Origin of the sequence: Brucella sp., from assembly GCF_032066345.1 — a bacterium.
Classification (GTDB): domain Bacteria; phylum Pseudomonadota; class Alphaproteobacteria; order Rhizobiales; family Rhizobiaceae; genus Brucella; species Brucella pseudogrignonensis.
Genome location: NZ_DAMBKZ010000029.1, coordinates 32,651 through 45,405, shown reverse-complemented (window position 1 = coordinate 45,405; position 12,755 = coordinate 32,651). Strand labels below are relative to the sequence as shown.

Genomic DNA, 12,755 nt, shown 5'->3' with positions numbered 1-12,755 from the left:
CCCCCAGTCAAGTGCGCTACCGGGCTGCGCTACGCTCCGAGCCGGGGAAAGCCTTAGAATATAAAGGATTTTCCCGCAAGCTCTAAAAAACTCAAAAAAGAACAAAATGCACACAGATGCACTGCATGGAACAGTTCGGCACCAAAAGTCCCACGGAAATCCCCACGGAGTTTCACGTTCTGTTCCGCTGCCGTTTGCATCATTCTGCCTTCCGTTCTTTCGGCCTGATCGATGATTCGTCGCCAGCCGGTTTCATCGCGTCCATGGCCGAACGGATATCCTCAACCATGGCGTGGGCATACTTGGTTGTCGTCTTGATATCCGAGTGGCCGAGTAGCTTTTGAACAACCTTCAGGTTGCTCGCGCGCAGGGCGCGGGTAGCTGCCGTGTGTCGCGTGTCATGGAAGCGGAAGTTCTTTACGCCCGCATCAGCTATCGCTCGGCGCATGGCTGATTTCAAACCGGACTCCGTGAGCGGATATCGTTGCCCGCGAATAAGCCCCGGCTTCTTCAATGTCCGCTTTGCCACAAAGGTGAAAACCTTTGCCTCGTGATGATTGCGCTCCCCCCAGAGCAGTTCAAAGACTGCTGATGACATGGGGATAATGCGTTCTTTCTTTCCTTTCCCCAAAACCGTGAATGTCCTGCCGAAGAAATCGACCTTATCCCACGATAGGCCGAGTATCTCCATTCTTCGGCACCCCGTTAGAAACGCGAAGCGGACGGCTACATCATAACCACGCTCAAGCTCGCTCATGATTTGGGCTTCCTCGACATGTGAAGCCTCACGAATGCGCTCGCCATCTTCTTTCAGCAGGTGTTCCGACCAGTCGATAGGATTGGTTTTGACGCGCCAGACGTTCGCAGCCCGGAGCATGATTTCTCGCAAAGGCTGCGTCATTGTACGGTTGACAGTAGCTGGCGATATCTTTTGCGGGGTTTTCCTGTTTGGAACCAGTTCGTTCCGGCGCTTTGCTACAAGCTCAGCCACGGTTCGATCTGTGATCTTGCTTAGGCGCGTCCTCCGCCCAATAGCGCTGCTCAACCAGTCCAACGTCCAGAGCGTATTATCCGAGTTGGCGTGGTGTTGCCCGACCTCGTGCCAGTATTTGGAAGCCGCGACTTCAAATGTCGGATCGTCTGCGCTGAAAGAGGCTTCTTCTGCTAATTGAAGCTCAGCCTCTTTTTTCTTAGCCTTTTCTATCTGGCGCGCTTCTCGCTCCGACTTTTTGCCAGTGTTGCCCGAAAATCTACGACCGCGTATCTGGAATTCGTAGGTGTACGTTCCGTCCTTGCTGTCTTTTCGGATATAGACTGACATTCTGTTTTCTTCCGTTGGTTCTTAAATGCCTCGATATCGACCGGATCGTAGCGGCGTATTTTCCGCGCCCCTCGACCAATGTTAATGAACGGCAGTTCGCCATCGTCTGTCAAATAGATCAGCTGGCGGTGTGATATCGAAAGCGCTTCTGCTGCCTGCTCAGGTGTAAGAAGGCTCATTTAGGCACCTCCTGAAAGATGTGATTTGTTCTCTTATTGTTCACGGTATAAGACAGCCAGCCTTGGAGGCTGTTATGCGGATATTCAGCACGAACGCGACCTTGGGTGATTGCAAACGGTATGGATATTTGATTACCGCGTACTGCAACGGGTGCCACCACAGTAAGCGGCTTGACATTGATACCCTGATTGAAAAGCTCGGCCCAGATCATGGCGCGCTCAAGAAAGACCTTGCGCATAAACTGCGTTGCTCGGCCTGCGGTGCGAAGAAGGTTCAGCTTCTTTCCTCGCACATCAGCACGTACCGAATGTCTGGAAAGGGTGAATATCCAGGACGCTGACATCCTCACTCCCTTTCCCGCAGTGCTGCGCGGCCTGCTTCATCTGGAACGTGACTGAGTGCCATTTCCAGTGCGTCAAGCGCGGCTTGCCTGTCGTAATACTGGCTTCGGGTCAGGCGTGGCATTTCAACGATAATACCAGTGGGCACGTGTAACGCCCGGATTACCGTATCAAAGCCGCCGATCCCCATACCGATACGCTGGTCAATGATGCGGATATTTACGTCTGCAAGGTCGAGCTTCATTCCCCACCACCTTTCAGGGCTTGGCGACCGGCTTCGGTCATAGCGAACTTGGTGAACGCCCATCGTCCAGTGTCTTTTCCTACGCTTTCGACCAATCCAAGATTGCAGAGACGCTTAACAAATTTCAGCGTTGGTGCTGTACCGTCGCATGGAAAAGCACTCACAGGCTCATTACGCTGGAACCACTCAAGGGCATTCTTTTGCGCCTTCGTCAGCTTCATTCGCTCTGCTCCTTCTGGCGGCGCATCAGGCGCAGTAATCCGATCGTGCCCTCACGAACCCACACATTCATTGCCCACGCGCAGCCAGAGGTTAGGCCAACCCCATTGCACATGCCGATATGCGTTTCTCGCTTCCCGCATCCACAATGGCATTTTCGGCGCGACTTGATCGGCTCCATATACCGCTTATGAATATCCTGATTGCCCCAATGGCCCCATGAGCTAGTGCCCCCTTCCATCGCGGCCTTTCTTGCCTGTGGTGAAAGCTTGTTCAGGTCAACCATCGCTCTGCTCCCCAAGTGCGGAGGCGGCGAGAACAGCGGAAAATACTCGCTGCGCTACATCTGTTTGTAGGAATGGCTCACCGTCCAACATCTGAAAGCTGTCGAAGGCTTCTCTAAAACCGATCTGCTCTTGGTTGGCGTCCAGCTCCTGTAGAGCGGCGCGGATGGCCGCGGCAGCAGCTTCAGCCAATTGCGGATAGATGCGCGACAGCGGCTGCGAGATAAGCTCTTTGCGCCGTTCTTCCATTGCATTCGCAGCTAGAGCGATGAGTTCCTTACTCGGCATGGTTGGCCTCCATCACTTCGCCAAGACCAAGCACGCAGTAACGAGGCTCAATGCCGAACTGACCGCCTTGGAGAATAAAAGTAACCCGCTTGAATAGATGTTGACCGAACGTGTCATAGAACCGGCCCGTTTCGTCCATCTTCACAAGCTTGAGGGTGTCACCGGTCTGGAAGGCGCGATCATTCAAGCGGACTTCGAACGTTTTACGTCCATCAGCGACGGCTTCGAAATACTGTGGCAGTGTTTTCAGAACGTGAGTTTTCATGGCTTGCTGGCCTCCTTTGCGCGCAAGAGGGCGATCAGAAGGGCGATGGCGGGGGTTGCGCCGTCTACGAACTTGCGTGAAGATTGATTTGCCACTACCGCCCAGTGAGGGTGCTTGCCTACGGGATTGCCATATTCTGGGTTGAGGCAATTCTTGATATGGCTGGTATTAGATGCGATTTCCCAACCCCACCCCGGCAACACCCTCTCAGCCAGCGCTATAGCCGCGTCTACAGAGGCGGTGTAGGCGGGAGGAAGTGGCAAGTCCGGCCCATCGGTGAAATAAACCCATGGATCGCCATCTTCGTTGTAAACGATGTTTTGTATGCGATCTTTCGGCCAGAAGTCAGTTGCCAACGCGATAGCTACGTCCATCGTGTACCGAGGTCCGGTTAGCTTGGAGAGGCGGGTAATGAGGTCGGTCATGGCTTCCTCCCTGAAAATAACCAGATGGCAGCGAACCCCACCAATAAGACGGCAAAAATCATCTCTGGGTATGTCATAACGGCTTCCCTCCCAGCACGGCATCGATCTGGGTAAGCGTTTCGTCTACGCCAGTATTATGCCTCCTCGTGTCGTAATCTTCGACATAGGGGCGGGCAGCTTCCAGCGCCTTTTGAGCAGCCGCGAGCTTGGCTTCGAGTTCAGCCTTATCGCTAGCGTAACCCAGAGCTTCAGCTTCCGTGTCGTTGCAGAGTTTCTCCAACTCCTTAATCCGCGCAGTCAGCGCGTCGTTGTCATTGACCAGTTCTGTTTCATGATCTTTGATACGGTTTAGGTCATGGATGAGCGCCGCGTTGTCGGCTTCGAGACTGTCGATTGTTTTGTCCTTCAACCCGCAATGAGTTTGAGCGATTTCCATCGCGGTTTTAAGGAAGAGCACCTTCTCTCGTTCCGCCGCCAATAGCTTCTCAGCCTGCGAGCGGGTGACGAGTTCGCGGGTTTCAATAGCGCCGTCCCTCATGTTTTCAGGCTGCTTTGAACTCACCCATTTGTCGTTCGAAATGAATGCGCAACGCCACTGCGTTTCCACCGTCTCCAGTCCCGTATCTGTAGCGGCAGGCGCGGGGCGGGTGTTCCAAGCGCTGCGCAGTTCCTCGTAGAAAAGCGGACATGTCTCCATCGCGAATTTCTCTCGCGATCCTGCGCCGCACTCATTGCAAGAAATGCGATGAAACTTTCCGTCTGTATCCATGTCCGGAGTGCTTCGAAACGCAATGCGATTGCTGCCGCAAAACGGGCAAGGCTTCAGTTCACTCGCCATGACGGTCGCCTCCTGATGGGTGGTTTTCGCCGCGAGCTTCGGCCAGAACGGAGCGAGCACGTTCGAAAAGGTTGTTGGGGACGTAATCGCTGTCCTTGAAGTCCATAAACTTCCCCAGCACCTCATAGAGCTTTGGCGCTGCGGCGATTAGGTGGGCGTTGTGTGAAGTGCTTCCTTTACCGTTTGATGGCGCGCGAAGGACTATCGAGACAATCTGACCACCGTGGAAAACGAAACACTCGCCCGTATAATCAGACAAAGTACCGCTCTCCCACGGCCCCGGCGTAAATTCTGGCTTGCTCATTCCGCGCCCTCCGATGGTACAGAGGGGAGACGCGCCGGGATAGTCGAATTCTTCACCGGTCGGTAAAGAATATCGTATTTGCCGTGCTCATCCTTGTGGCTGTATTCATATCGCCACGCTTCACCGCCACTGTGATCGACAAGCCCATCTCTGCGGGCTGCCAAGAGACGCTCCATCGGCCACTGGTGATGATAGAACTTTGCGCGCTCGATCCCATCCCCCTCGACCTTACCGGCGTCGGCATGGTCCGGGGAGGATAGGGCGCGGATGGCGGCGGCGATCTCCTCTCGACGATGCAGCCAGTTCGCCGGTTTTTCAGGGTCGGTAGCAGCCGCCACCTCCACACACATCTCCACCGTCACCGGATCGACTTCATCCGGGCCGAGGATGCGGAAGCCAGCGCGAGAAAGAGCGCAGAGGATCGCGTCTGCTTCAAATGCAAAGCAGGCATTGTTCCACGATGTGCCGGTCGCAGCCGAAGCGTAATCACTCATGGCATGCGTTATGACTTCGGTCACCGCCTGGTGGTGCTTAATCATCGCGTCAACGTTCATCGTCCTGCCTCCATCGCGGACTTGAGGGCGGCGTCCAAGGCCCAAAAAGCCTTCTCAATGTCTTCCGGAGTAGGGCCGGGAACGTTGTGTCCCGCTGTAATGGATTGCGCCAACACTGCGCGGGCCAATTCCATCGCCTCCGTCACCGCCTGTTCTGAGGGGCGGCGAGCCGTCAAGTAATCCTTGACTACTGCCAGCGCGCGTTCGGCATCGCCACGCCAGCCAGCTTTACGATCCTCAGAAAGCGTTTCCCAAGGTCCATCATCGTAGTGAGAGCCCCAATCCCGGATCGCCGCAGCCATCATGTCGATTAACTCTCCATTTTCTCCGGACAGATCATTTAGGAAGGCGGCAAGCTGCGCTTCTGGTGCGGCTGGCTCAACCTGTAAGCTTTCGTTACAGGTTGCGGCTGGCTCAAGCGCGGCGATGATGCGAGCCTCATAGTCGGCTTGGGCTGCGAATATTGCTGATTCTTCGTCATCATGCGTTCCACACCTAGCGGCGGCCTTGCCGTTAAACATTACAAACCAAAACGGCTCGTCGTCGTTGGTCTCCTCGATCACATGATACGGGCCAAATGGCGTTTCCGCGCGCCCCTTGCGCCACTCCAGCTTCTTCACAGCCCCTTGCACGGGGAGGAAGGGGAGAGCGGCGGTGAGGACTTCCTTGATATCGTTAGGGCCGATTGGCTGCCATTCTCCATTGATCCGGCAAAGATGATCGTAGACGCCTTCAACGATGTGTTCTGGGATGGTCATGCTCGCGCACCTTCGCTAACAGGGCGACCGAATATGTCGCGCTTACGGGGAGGGAGGGGCTTTGTGAGGCGCTTCGGCTCTTTGATGGTTTTCGCCAGCTTGGAAGAAGGACGCTTCATGCCGAGGTGCTTTTCTTCACGGCGCTTGGCCTCGGAAATGACGGCAACGTCCTGTTTCGTCTTTTCCTTATGACAGCAATCGACGCCGAGAAGTTGGCCATCATTGGCCGTAAGCTTCGCGCTTTTATCGATCTCAAGAGCATCCGCTTTGATGTGATCGATATGATAGGGCTTCTTGCCAAGGATCAGTCCGCAACCTTCGCAGGCAATGTCTCCATTCGGCTGCATGGCTCGCTTGACGATTTCTGCGTAAACCTTCTTGGTGAACTCACGCCGCGCCATCACTGCCCCCAATCCAGAGAGCCATTGCGGTAGGAAATGCCGCGCTCAACTGCGATGATGGTTGCCATGACGTGGCGAAGTTCTGCTTCGAGATGGCTAAAGCGCTTCTTCTGCTTCTTCGCCTTTACGATTTCAGCCTTGAGGGCTTCGGCCTTGCGGTGAAGGCTTGGAAGAGGATCGATATAGCGCTCCCAGAAAGTACGGAACTTGGATGCGATGAAGTGAATAAACATCAGGCTGCGTCCTCCAAGAAGGCGAGCGGGTCATAGCCGATGGCTTCGGAAAGCTTGGTCATCGCCAGTTCCATGTACTTGCAAAACTCGTCATGGTTCATGGCTTCAAAGGACGTGCTGTCCGTTGCGATGTAGGATGATCCGTCTAGGTTGTAACGAATTTCGACATACCCGCAGGCACGCTTGAGAGCGTCATGAAGTTTCTCGGCGGTCGGCCATTTGCCAGTTGCCTTGACGACTTCGCTTAGCGCTTTCCAATAGGTGCGATGCTGCGGAAGGGACCGCTTTGTCAGCGATGCTAGGTTGAATTCAGTTCCAAGCGGTGCAGCCAGAAGCAATTCTGCATCGAAGCTGGAAACCGGCTGCAAACCGCGTGGCGTCTTGCGAACGATGATGAGTGATTTTTCTTTCTTCGCCATCATCGAAACTCCGGTGCAAAAGGAATCTCGTCGTCCAGATCATTTGAAAAGTTGGCGGGCTGGCCAGCGTGCCGTGATTGTGCCGGCTCTGGCCGTTCGTCACGCTTCGGAGCATCGAAATCGATGTGATCAACGCGGATTGTCGGATAGGTCTTTCCGTCATGCTCACGCATGCTGAACTCGCCGGAAGCCGTAATCTTGGCTCCCTTGCGCAGATACTGCTCAAGGCTCTCGCCACGCTTGCCCCAGATAGAAGCATCGAACCAGATCGTGCTTTTGTTCTGGCCGTAACCTTCATCGACGGCGACAGTGAAGCCGAGAACCGCATCACCATTCTGGGTGCGACGGAGAACAGCGTCTTTGCCAATGCGGCCTGTGATGTTGATGATCTTCATGGTTAAGCCGCCTTCTGTTCTTCGGGGAGGGTGTTGCCGTAGTCGGTCACCGCCTGCTGCAAGTTCTTTTGCCAATCGACCGGCAGCTTTCGGCGCAGGGCTTCACATTCGGGATCTCGCCACCACCGGCCCAGATCGGCGCGGGTTGTGTTCTGGCGCATGTCCTTTTCGAGAGCCGCGTAGGTTGCGCGGGCTTCGTCGTTCTTTGGCGCTGGCTTATTGGCTTGATCATCCTGACGAAATTCGTCGCGGAGTTCGGCCACGTACTTCTGATCGTCCCAACGACCAAGGAAGATGTTGGCTGCGATGCCAAGCTGTGAGGCTGCCTTGATAATCGCGTCTGTGAGGCTCTTTTTCGGAGCATCTTCGTCCGACATAAGGCCGCTCTTTGTCTTCATAAGCGCCTTGGTCTGGCCATATGCCTCGTAATAATGCTCACGCTTGGTGTGCCAGAAACGAATGCGGCACCAGTGCAGGATTTCATCGCCAAGAGGCGTGAACTCTTCGGACAACACTTCCCAGCCGAAACCTTGACCAACTGGGCCGAACATTTCCGTCAGGCACTTGATGACGTATTGAGGGTTGGGTGACGTTCCCTTGTACGCTTTGCCGGTGATGGCTTTCGTGTACTTGGGATCGATATCCGCGTGGGCTTCCCACAGATCGAGATTGCTCATCACTTGCTCCTGATCATGAGAGAATGAACGCCAATCGTCAGATGCGCGCCGGGGAGTTCGTTCCCGGCTTCAAGCGCTTCCTTGATGGCTTTCATGTCTGGTTTCTTTTCGAGGCGGTAAAAGCCTTGGGGAATGGCTTCGAGGTCCGTCACTTCTGCTTTGACGCGAGGATCAAGAACGCTGTAGGTCGCGAATGGCGTGACCAGTTTTTCAACGTCTGCAGCATTGAGAATGGCAAGGGAGAGGGCCTTGTAGCCGTCTGCCTGCTTCTCGAAACGCTTCTGGCGTTCGGCGGCGTCATCCTTCTCAGACTTGGCACCTTCTGCCAGAGCTTCGGCCTTGCGCATTCGGCGATAGACACGGCGCAGAAATTCAATCGCGCTCGTTTCTCCGTCGATCATGTCGACGCGGAGTTCTTCATCGTCTGCCAGCTCTGGATTGTCGGAAACCAGTTCGGATATCTGGGCTTCGATGGAGGCGAGATCGGCTTTGAGATAACGGTCGCTCATGACGCGCGCCTTTCCTGGCGGGCGATTTCAATGTTGCCCCAAGCTTTCGCTCGATATTCCCAGTAATAGTCCCACCATTTGCGGGCGAGAGCGGTGCACTTAGCTGCCTCATTCTCGATAGCTACGCGACGGCAATAGTTTGCTGTTCCACGGTGCTTCATGGCGGAGGATAGATATATTTCAGCGCGGGGTGTCATGCTGCTACCTCACGATATTCAATGGCCTCAAGCGGGCGGATTTCGTTGAAGATGATGCGAAGCTGGTCGCGGAGTTCGCGGGGAAGATCGCGCTTCAAAAGCTGTTCCAGCGCTTCCATCTTTTCATCGTTCGTGGTGTCGAGGCTGGTTGCGGTCTGGAACCACTTCACGCCTTGCATGGTGAGATGATCAGACATCGACTTCACTCCTTGCGATATCCGCCATTCTTTCGAGGTGGCAGAGCATGAGAAATGCTGCTGCAACACTGGCAACGGCGACGGTGAAAAGGATTGCTACGAAGGTGTAGAGGGTCATCGTCCTACCTCCACCGGCTGTCAGAGCCGATAAGCAAGCTCTGCTTGGTCGTGATGAATGTTGGCTGATGCTCTTCCATCGAAATGGCGCGATGTGCGTTTTGCAGGGCAAAACCGAACTGCTTGGCATTGAAGGTCGTATTCCGCTTGATCCAACGCTTGAATTGCTCTGGCGTGGCCTCGGCGCGGTACAGTTCAATGTCCTTGAGTTCCGCTGCCTGCTTTGCGCGGTACATGGACCATGCAAGCTGCATGACGCGCTTTTGGCGGGTGCATTCACGAACCGGCTTTTCTGCCTTAACGGTCAGGCCGATAAGCGTCTTTGCAAAGTCTGTGTGGGTTGTCTGGATTGAGGGGTGCATTGTTGCGCTCCGATCTCGTTTGTTGAGATCAGACTATGAGAAACTCATACTTATGTCAAACGGAAATATGGAAAAGTCATAATTATTTTTGACACCCGCCCGCGCCGTGGTCATCATGAGGGGAATCAACAGGGTTACAGAAAATGAAGATTCATCATGATGCTCATCGAGAAATGGTTCGCCTTTTCCAAGAAGGTGCGAGTATGCGAGAGATCGGAATTTCGTTCTCAGTGTCGCGCCAGCGCGTCTCTCAGATTGTCAGAAGAGCCGGGGTGAAGGACGCGAGAACTCGTTATGAGGCGCGCCGAAGGCTGGAATCCCTGCGACTACACCAGGAGAAACAGGCAAAAAGAGACGTGACGGCACTGGAGCTATTTGGCTGCACTGCCGAGCAGCATGAAGAACTTTTAGAGATTGGGCGCTCAATGATGAAGGGAGGGGCATCAATCGGCCAAACCCCCACACGCGCTTGGCAGGCCCAACGCCAAAAGGCGAGAGTTCGAAATATTGAATGGGAGTTATCCCTATGGGATTGGTGGATGGTCTGGAAGTGGTCTGGCAAGTGGGATATGCGTGGGCGCGGTACTGGCTACATGATGTGCCGCTTCGGAGATGCCGGACCTTATTCGTTAGATAATATCTATATAGCGACCGGCTCACATAATGCGGCTCTCAGAAAAATTCTGAGGGATCAGATACATGACACTATGTGAACCGCAGCGCGTGGCGCGCAGATGTGGAACGCTTATATCGACCCTTGCTAGCGCAATATAAAACCCCGCCCAGATTGGCTATCTTCGGCGGGGTTATTCGTCAGGTATGAGAAACCCCGCCGAAGCGGGGTTGTATGGATGCAATTAATTGCAGATCACGGGAGACGCCATTCACCAACATATTTGCCGCGGGCTTCATCCTATTCAGGTAGGTGGGCTCTTTAAGCTCGGAATTCATGCTCCGATTTTCTGGTTCTACTCACTCACATAGGTGACCTCTAATTTGGCGGAACAAAATTAGAGGGAAGTTGGTGTGCCTCCTTTAATAGCTTTGACGTCGAATAAAGCTTGCCATTAAAGGAACCGCAAAAGAATAGCGTCCGTATCGATTCTTATAAATCAATCCAGAGTTAGCGAGTGCCACCAACATTTGATTTGCATGACTGCTACTGAATCCTTTCTCGAGCATATCTTTAGACTTGTCTACGATCTCTTGAACTGAAAATTCACCATCGCAATTCTCCAGCGTCGAAATAACGGATAGCATTTCACGTTGTCTATCCGTAGCGCGAGCCCACCTGCCAGCAAAAAAATCTGTATCTAGCTTTCTGCGAATAGAATCTACTGGTATTGCTGTCTCCTCATTAGCATCTATTCTTTGTATCCATATATCGAACACCTCACGGCAAATGAATTGGATAAAATAAGGATACCCGCCTGATAAGCCAGAAATTGCCTCGACTGAATTTTGAGAGAAAGTGATTGGGCAGGAGGCATCCGATACGGGCTTTGTTATTGCTAATCGGCGGTCATCCTCTTCAAGTTGACCCAATGATACGACGCGGAACATTCTTTCAGCATACGTTCTGGCTTCGACCAACTTTGGGAAGAGCGTAGGAAGGCCAACTAGCGCTAGCATAAACGGTATGCCTTTGCGTTGAATTGATTGAAATAAATCCAGCATTACCGACAGTGGAAACTGTTCTTTCTCTGCGTTATCAGCTAGATTCTGGGCTTCATCATATGCGAATATAATACCCCTTCGATCTGTGTGCTTCATAAGTGACCATACAAACTCTAGAACTGTTTTGAGCTTGTCTAATGTTATACCTGGAGCTTCGTCGAAAAGACCTTTCAAATAGTGGTAGTCGACTGGTCTTTGAAGATTTTTTGTTGTCGCGTTAAAGCCAATCCCCTCCTGCTGACCGACATTCAATGTTATACTGGATGTAACCACGGACAAATCGGTGAGGATTCTAGTTGCGAAATTTATCTCACTGACACTGACCGTCTCTGAGAGATCTGTGCCTACCCAAAGCCAACCTTCTTGGATTGCTAGTGGCTTAAAAGTTTCCAATAATACTGTCTTCCCTACACCGCGCAAACCAGTGAGAATGAGATTCTCTAGAATCGTCGTTTGCTTGAGCAATTTTCGGAATTCTTGTTCTTCTGCTTTTCGTCCCGCGAGATACGGCGGCATGTGCCCCGCACCCGGGCGAAATGGGTTCTCGAAAGACTTGACCATTGGTGGCTCCCTCAACATAAATTTAGTTCTTATTATAAATTTATACAAACGTATCGTCAACTGTTAAACTCTGTGGGTCGTCTGAGGTGTCCAAGCCACAACATCTGGCGGCGGCAAAATGCCGTTTACCTTTCGTCAAGAATGTTCTTGTTCTGTTCCGTTTTCTGAGTCATCCTGTCGCACATAACAAGCGTACAGGGAGTAAGAGTATGAGCATGCAAACGCAGTACGTGGTGCAGGCATATAGCAAGGCACCCAAGGGCAAAATCAATGCCGATGCGCCATTTCTGGCGAAAGATGTAAGCCATGCGCGCCGGATCGCGGAAAAGCTGGCATCAATCAAACCCGCTGTTGTTGCTTTTGTGAGTAAGGGTGATGCCGATACCGGCGATTATGAAGAACCGAAGCTCATCTATGCACATGGTGACCGGTTGCCGCCAGAAGTGGCGGAAATGGAAAAGATATAGCTCTATCTCGGCGGGGTTTGAAATGATCACATACAAGCCGCGTGAACGGTCTCAAATGGAAGATACGCTAGCCCACTTGCGTGGGCTGGCGGACAATATGTCGTACTTTGAAATGCGCCAGATCGTAGAGCGCGATGCTACTTTGAAGATGATTTTACTTTTGCCGGAGCCGGTGCTTGATCAGGCTCTTGCGGTTGGTAGGGCGCTGCAAGCTTGCGCAAAACATCGGCGTAGCTCTCCTGAAGATCTGGAGGCAAGCTATCGTAAGCCATGAGGATTTCGCGGTACTTTGAAGCCAAATCAACCATTGGCCCCGTGCCGCGCATCAACCATTCAAAGCGCACTTTGAACTTTTTTGCATAAATTTCGCCTTTATCTGCTCGGAAGCCCGAGCTTCCATTCTCATGTCCGGCATATGTAGGGTAGGCGATACCCAGGGCGTCCGCCGCTTCTCGTGCTGAAGCGTACCCCGCCTGCCGTCTTGCTTCTGCTAATCTCTCGTGAAGTTCCATATCTCTGAGT

25 protein-coding genes and 1 pseudogene are annotated in these 12,755 nt (G+C 53.1%); 2 read left to right on the top strand and 24 right to left on the bottom strand.

The annotated features are described in order from the left end of the window. Positions 1-199: 199 nt before the first annotated feature. From RT142_RS22845 to RT142_RS22740, 22 genes and pseudogenes are all read right to left on the bottom strand, one after another. Positions 200-1,321: a site-specific integrase gene (locus RT142_RS22845; protein WP_313031815.1), complete on the bottom strand. Its 1,122-nt coding sequence runs from the start codon at positions 1,319-1,321 to the stop codon at positions 200-202. 23 nt (positions 1,322-1,344) lie between these two features. Further along, positions 1,345-1,500 (bottom strand): annotated as a pseudogene (locus RT142_RS22840) (helix-turn-helix domain-containing protein); the annotation flags it as partial. Beyond that, entirely contained in the window at positions 1,497-1,844 is a 348-nt protein-coding gene (locus tag RT142_RS22835) for a hypothetical protein (RefSeq protein WP_313031813.1), read from the bottom strand. The pseudogene RT142_RS22840 and the gene RT142_RS22835, both read right to left, overlap by 4 nt. 2 nt (positions 1,845-1,846) lie before the next feature. After that, entirely contained in the window at positions 1,847-2,086 is a 240-nt protein-coding gene (locus RT142_RS22830) for a hypothetical protein (RefSeq protein WP_313031810.1), read from the bottom strand. Then, complete coding sequence (locus tag RT142_RS22825; protein WP_313031808.1) at positions 2,083-2,307, bottom strand: hypothetical protein; 225 nt, start codon at positions 2,305-2,307, stop codon at positions 2,083-2,085. Before RT142_RS22825 ends, RT142_RS22830 begins: the two co-directional genes overlap by 4 nt. Then, positions 2,304-2,591 (bottom strand): hypothetical protein, encoded by a 288-nt coding sequence (locus RT142_RS22820; protein WP_313031805.1) that lies wholly within the window; start codon positions 2,589-2,591, stop codon positions 2,304-2,306. The genes RT142_RS22825 and RT142_RS22820 overlap by 4 nt, the downstream gene beginning before the upstream one ends. Further along, complete coding sequence (locus RT142_RS22815; RefSeq protein WP_313031803.1) at positions 2,584-2,877, bottom strand: hypothetical protein; 294 nt, start codon at positions 2,875-2,877, stop codon at positions 2,584-2,586. The genes RT142_RS22820 and RT142_RS22815 overlap by 8 nt, the downstream gene beginning before the upstream one ends. Beyond that, positions 2,867-3,142, bottom strand: coding sequence for a DUF3850 domain-containing protein (locus RT142_RS22810; RefSeq protein ID WP_313031800.1), 276 nt, complete (start codon positions 3,140-3,142; stop codon positions 2,867-2,869). Before RT142_RS22810 ends, RT142_RS22815 begins: the two co-directional genes overlap by 11 nt. Then, positions 3,139-3,567: a hypothetical protein gene (locus tag RT142_RS22805; RefSeq protein WP_313031798.1), complete on the bottom strand. Its 429-nt coding sequence runs from the start codon at positions 3,565-3,567 to the stop codon at positions 3,139-3,141. Before RT142_RS22805 ends, RT142_RS22810 begins: the two co-directional genes overlap by 4 nt. Before the next feature lie 73 nt (positions 3,568-3,640). After that, complete coding sequence (locus RT142_RS22800; RefSeq protein ID WP_313031796.1) at positions 3,641-4,405, bottom strand: Lar family restriction alleviation protein; 765 nt, start codon at positions 4,403-4,405, stop codon at positions 3,641-3,643. Then, complete coding sequence (locus RT142_RS22795) at positions 4,395-4,709, bottom strand: hypothetical protein (RefSeq protein WP_313031793.1); 315 nt, start codon at positions 4,707-4,709, stop codon at positions 4,395-4,397. Before RT142_RS22795 ends, RT142_RS22800 begins: the two co-directional genes overlap by 11 nt. After that, the gene (locus tag RT142_RS22790; RefSeq protein ID WP_313031790.1) at positions 4,706-5,263 is read right to left on the bottom strand and encodes a hypothetical protein; all 558 of its coding nucleotides are present in this window, start codon (positions 5,261-5,263) and stop codon (positions 4,706-4,708) included. Before RT142_RS22790 ends, RT142_RS22795 begins: the two co-directional genes overlap by 4 nt. After that, positions 5,260-6,021: a hypothetical protein gene (locus RT142_RS22785; RefSeq protein ID WP_313031788.1), complete on the bottom strand. Its 762-nt coding sequence runs from the start codon at positions 6,019-6,021 to the stop codon at positions 5,260-5,262. Before RT142_RS22785 ends, RT142_RS22790 begins: the two co-directional genes overlap by 4 nt. Further along, on the bottom strand, positions 6,018-6,422 hold the full coding sequence (locus RT142_RS22780) for a hypothetical protein (protein ID WP_313031820.1): 405 nt from the start codon (positions 6,420-6,422) through the stop codon (positions 6,018-6,020). Before RT142_RS22780 ends, RT142_RS22785 begins: the two co-directional genes overlap by 4 nt. Continuing rightward, on the bottom strand, positions 6,422-6,655 hold the full coding sequence (locus RT142_RS22775; RefSeq protein ID WP_278519992.1) for a hypothetical protein: 234 nt from the start codon (positions 6,653-6,655) through the stop codon (positions 6,422-6,424). Before RT142_RS22775 ends, RT142_RS22780 begins: the two co-directional genes overlap by 1 nt. After that, positions 6,655-7,077, bottom strand: coding sequence for a hypothetical protein (locus RT142_RS22770; protein WP_121987278.1), 423 nt, complete (start codon positions 7,075-7,077; stop codon positions 6,655-6,657). The genes RT142_RS22775 and RT142_RS22770 overlap by 1 nt, the downstream gene beginning before the upstream one ends. Next, positions 7,074-7,469: a single-stranded DNA-binding protein gene (locus RT142_RS22765; protein ID WP_279677026.1), complete on the bottom strand. Its 396-nt coding sequence runs from the start codon at positions 7,467-7,469 to the stop codon at positions 7,074-7,076. The genes RT142_RS22770 and RT142_RS22765 overlap by 4 nt, the downstream gene beginning before the upstream one ends. A 2-nt stretch (positions 7,470-7,471) precedes the next feature. Continuing rightward, positions 7,472-8,146, bottom strand: a complete 675-nt coding sequence (locus tag RT142_RS22760; protein WP_210255121.1) for a hypothetical protein — start codon at positions 8,144-8,146, stop codon at positions 7,472-7,474. Then, positions 8,146-8,655, bottom strand: a complete 510-nt coding sequence (locus RT142_RS22755; RefSeq protein ID WP_313031775.1) for a siphovirus Gp157 family protein — start codon at positions 8,653-8,655, stop codon at positions 8,146-8,148. Before RT142_RS22755 ends, RT142_RS22760 begins: the two co-directional genes overlap by 1 nt. A 193-nt stretch (positions 8,656-8,848) precedes the next feature. Next, positions 8,849-9,049 (bottom strand): hypothetical protein, encoded by a 201-nt coding sequence (locus RT142_RS22750; protein WP_247997020.1) that lies wholly within the window; start codon positions 9,047-9,049, stop codon positions 8,849-8,851. Next, entirely contained in the window at positions 9,042-9,167 is a 126-nt protein-coding gene (locus RT142_RS22745) for a hypothetical protein (protein WP_313031771.1), read from the bottom strand. The genes RT142_RS22750 and RT142_RS22745 overlap by 8 nt, the downstream gene beginning before the upstream one ends. A 4-nt stretch (positions 9,168-9,171) precedes the next feature. Then, the gene (locus RT142_RS22740; RefSeq protein ID WP_313031768.1) at positions 9,172-9,528 is read right to left on the bottom strand and encodes a hypothetical protein; all 357 of its coding nucleotides are present in this window, start codon (positions 9,526-9,528) and stop codon (positions 9,172-9,174) included. 143 nt (positions 9,529-9,671) lie between these two features. On the opposite strand from RT142_RS22740, the gene RT142_RS22735 reads away from it, so the two are divergent. Continuing rightward, positions 9,672-10,241 (top strand): hypothetical protein, encoded by a 570-nt coding sequence (locus RT142_RS22735; protein WP_313031766.1) that lies wholly within the window; start codon positions 9,672-9,674, stop codon positions 10,239-10,241. A 322-nt stretch (positions 10,242-10,563) separates the two neighbouring features. Here RT142_RS22735 and RT142_RS22730 read toward each other — a convergent pair whose 3' ends face one another. Further along, positions 10,564-11,766 carry an ATP-binding protein gene (locus RT142_RS22730; RefSeq protein WP_313031763.1) on the bottom strand — a complete coding sequence of 401 codons (1,203 nt, stop codon included), beginning with the start codon at positions 11,764-11,766 and terminating at the stop codon, positions 10,564-10,566. A gap of 209 nt (positions 11,767-11,975) precedes the next feature. Here RT142_RS22730 and RT142_RS22725 point away from each other — a divergent pair, with 209 nt between their 5' ends. Beyond that, on the top strand, positions 11,976-12,233 hold the full coding sequence (locus tag RT142_RS22725; RefSeq protein WP_063621019.1) for a hypothetical protein: 258 nt from the start codon (positions 11,976-11,978) through the stop codon (positions 12,231-12,233). Positions 12,234-12,370: 137 nt separating this feature from the next. Here the strand turns inward: RT142_RS22725 and RT142_RS22720 are convergent, their stop codons facing one another. Beyond that, entirely contained in the window at positions 12,371-12,745 is a 375-nt protein-coding gene (locus RT142_RS22720) for a helix-turn-helix transcriptional regulator (RefSeq protein WP_157808466.1), read from the bottom strand. Positions 12,746-12,755 lie beyond the last annotated feature (10 nt).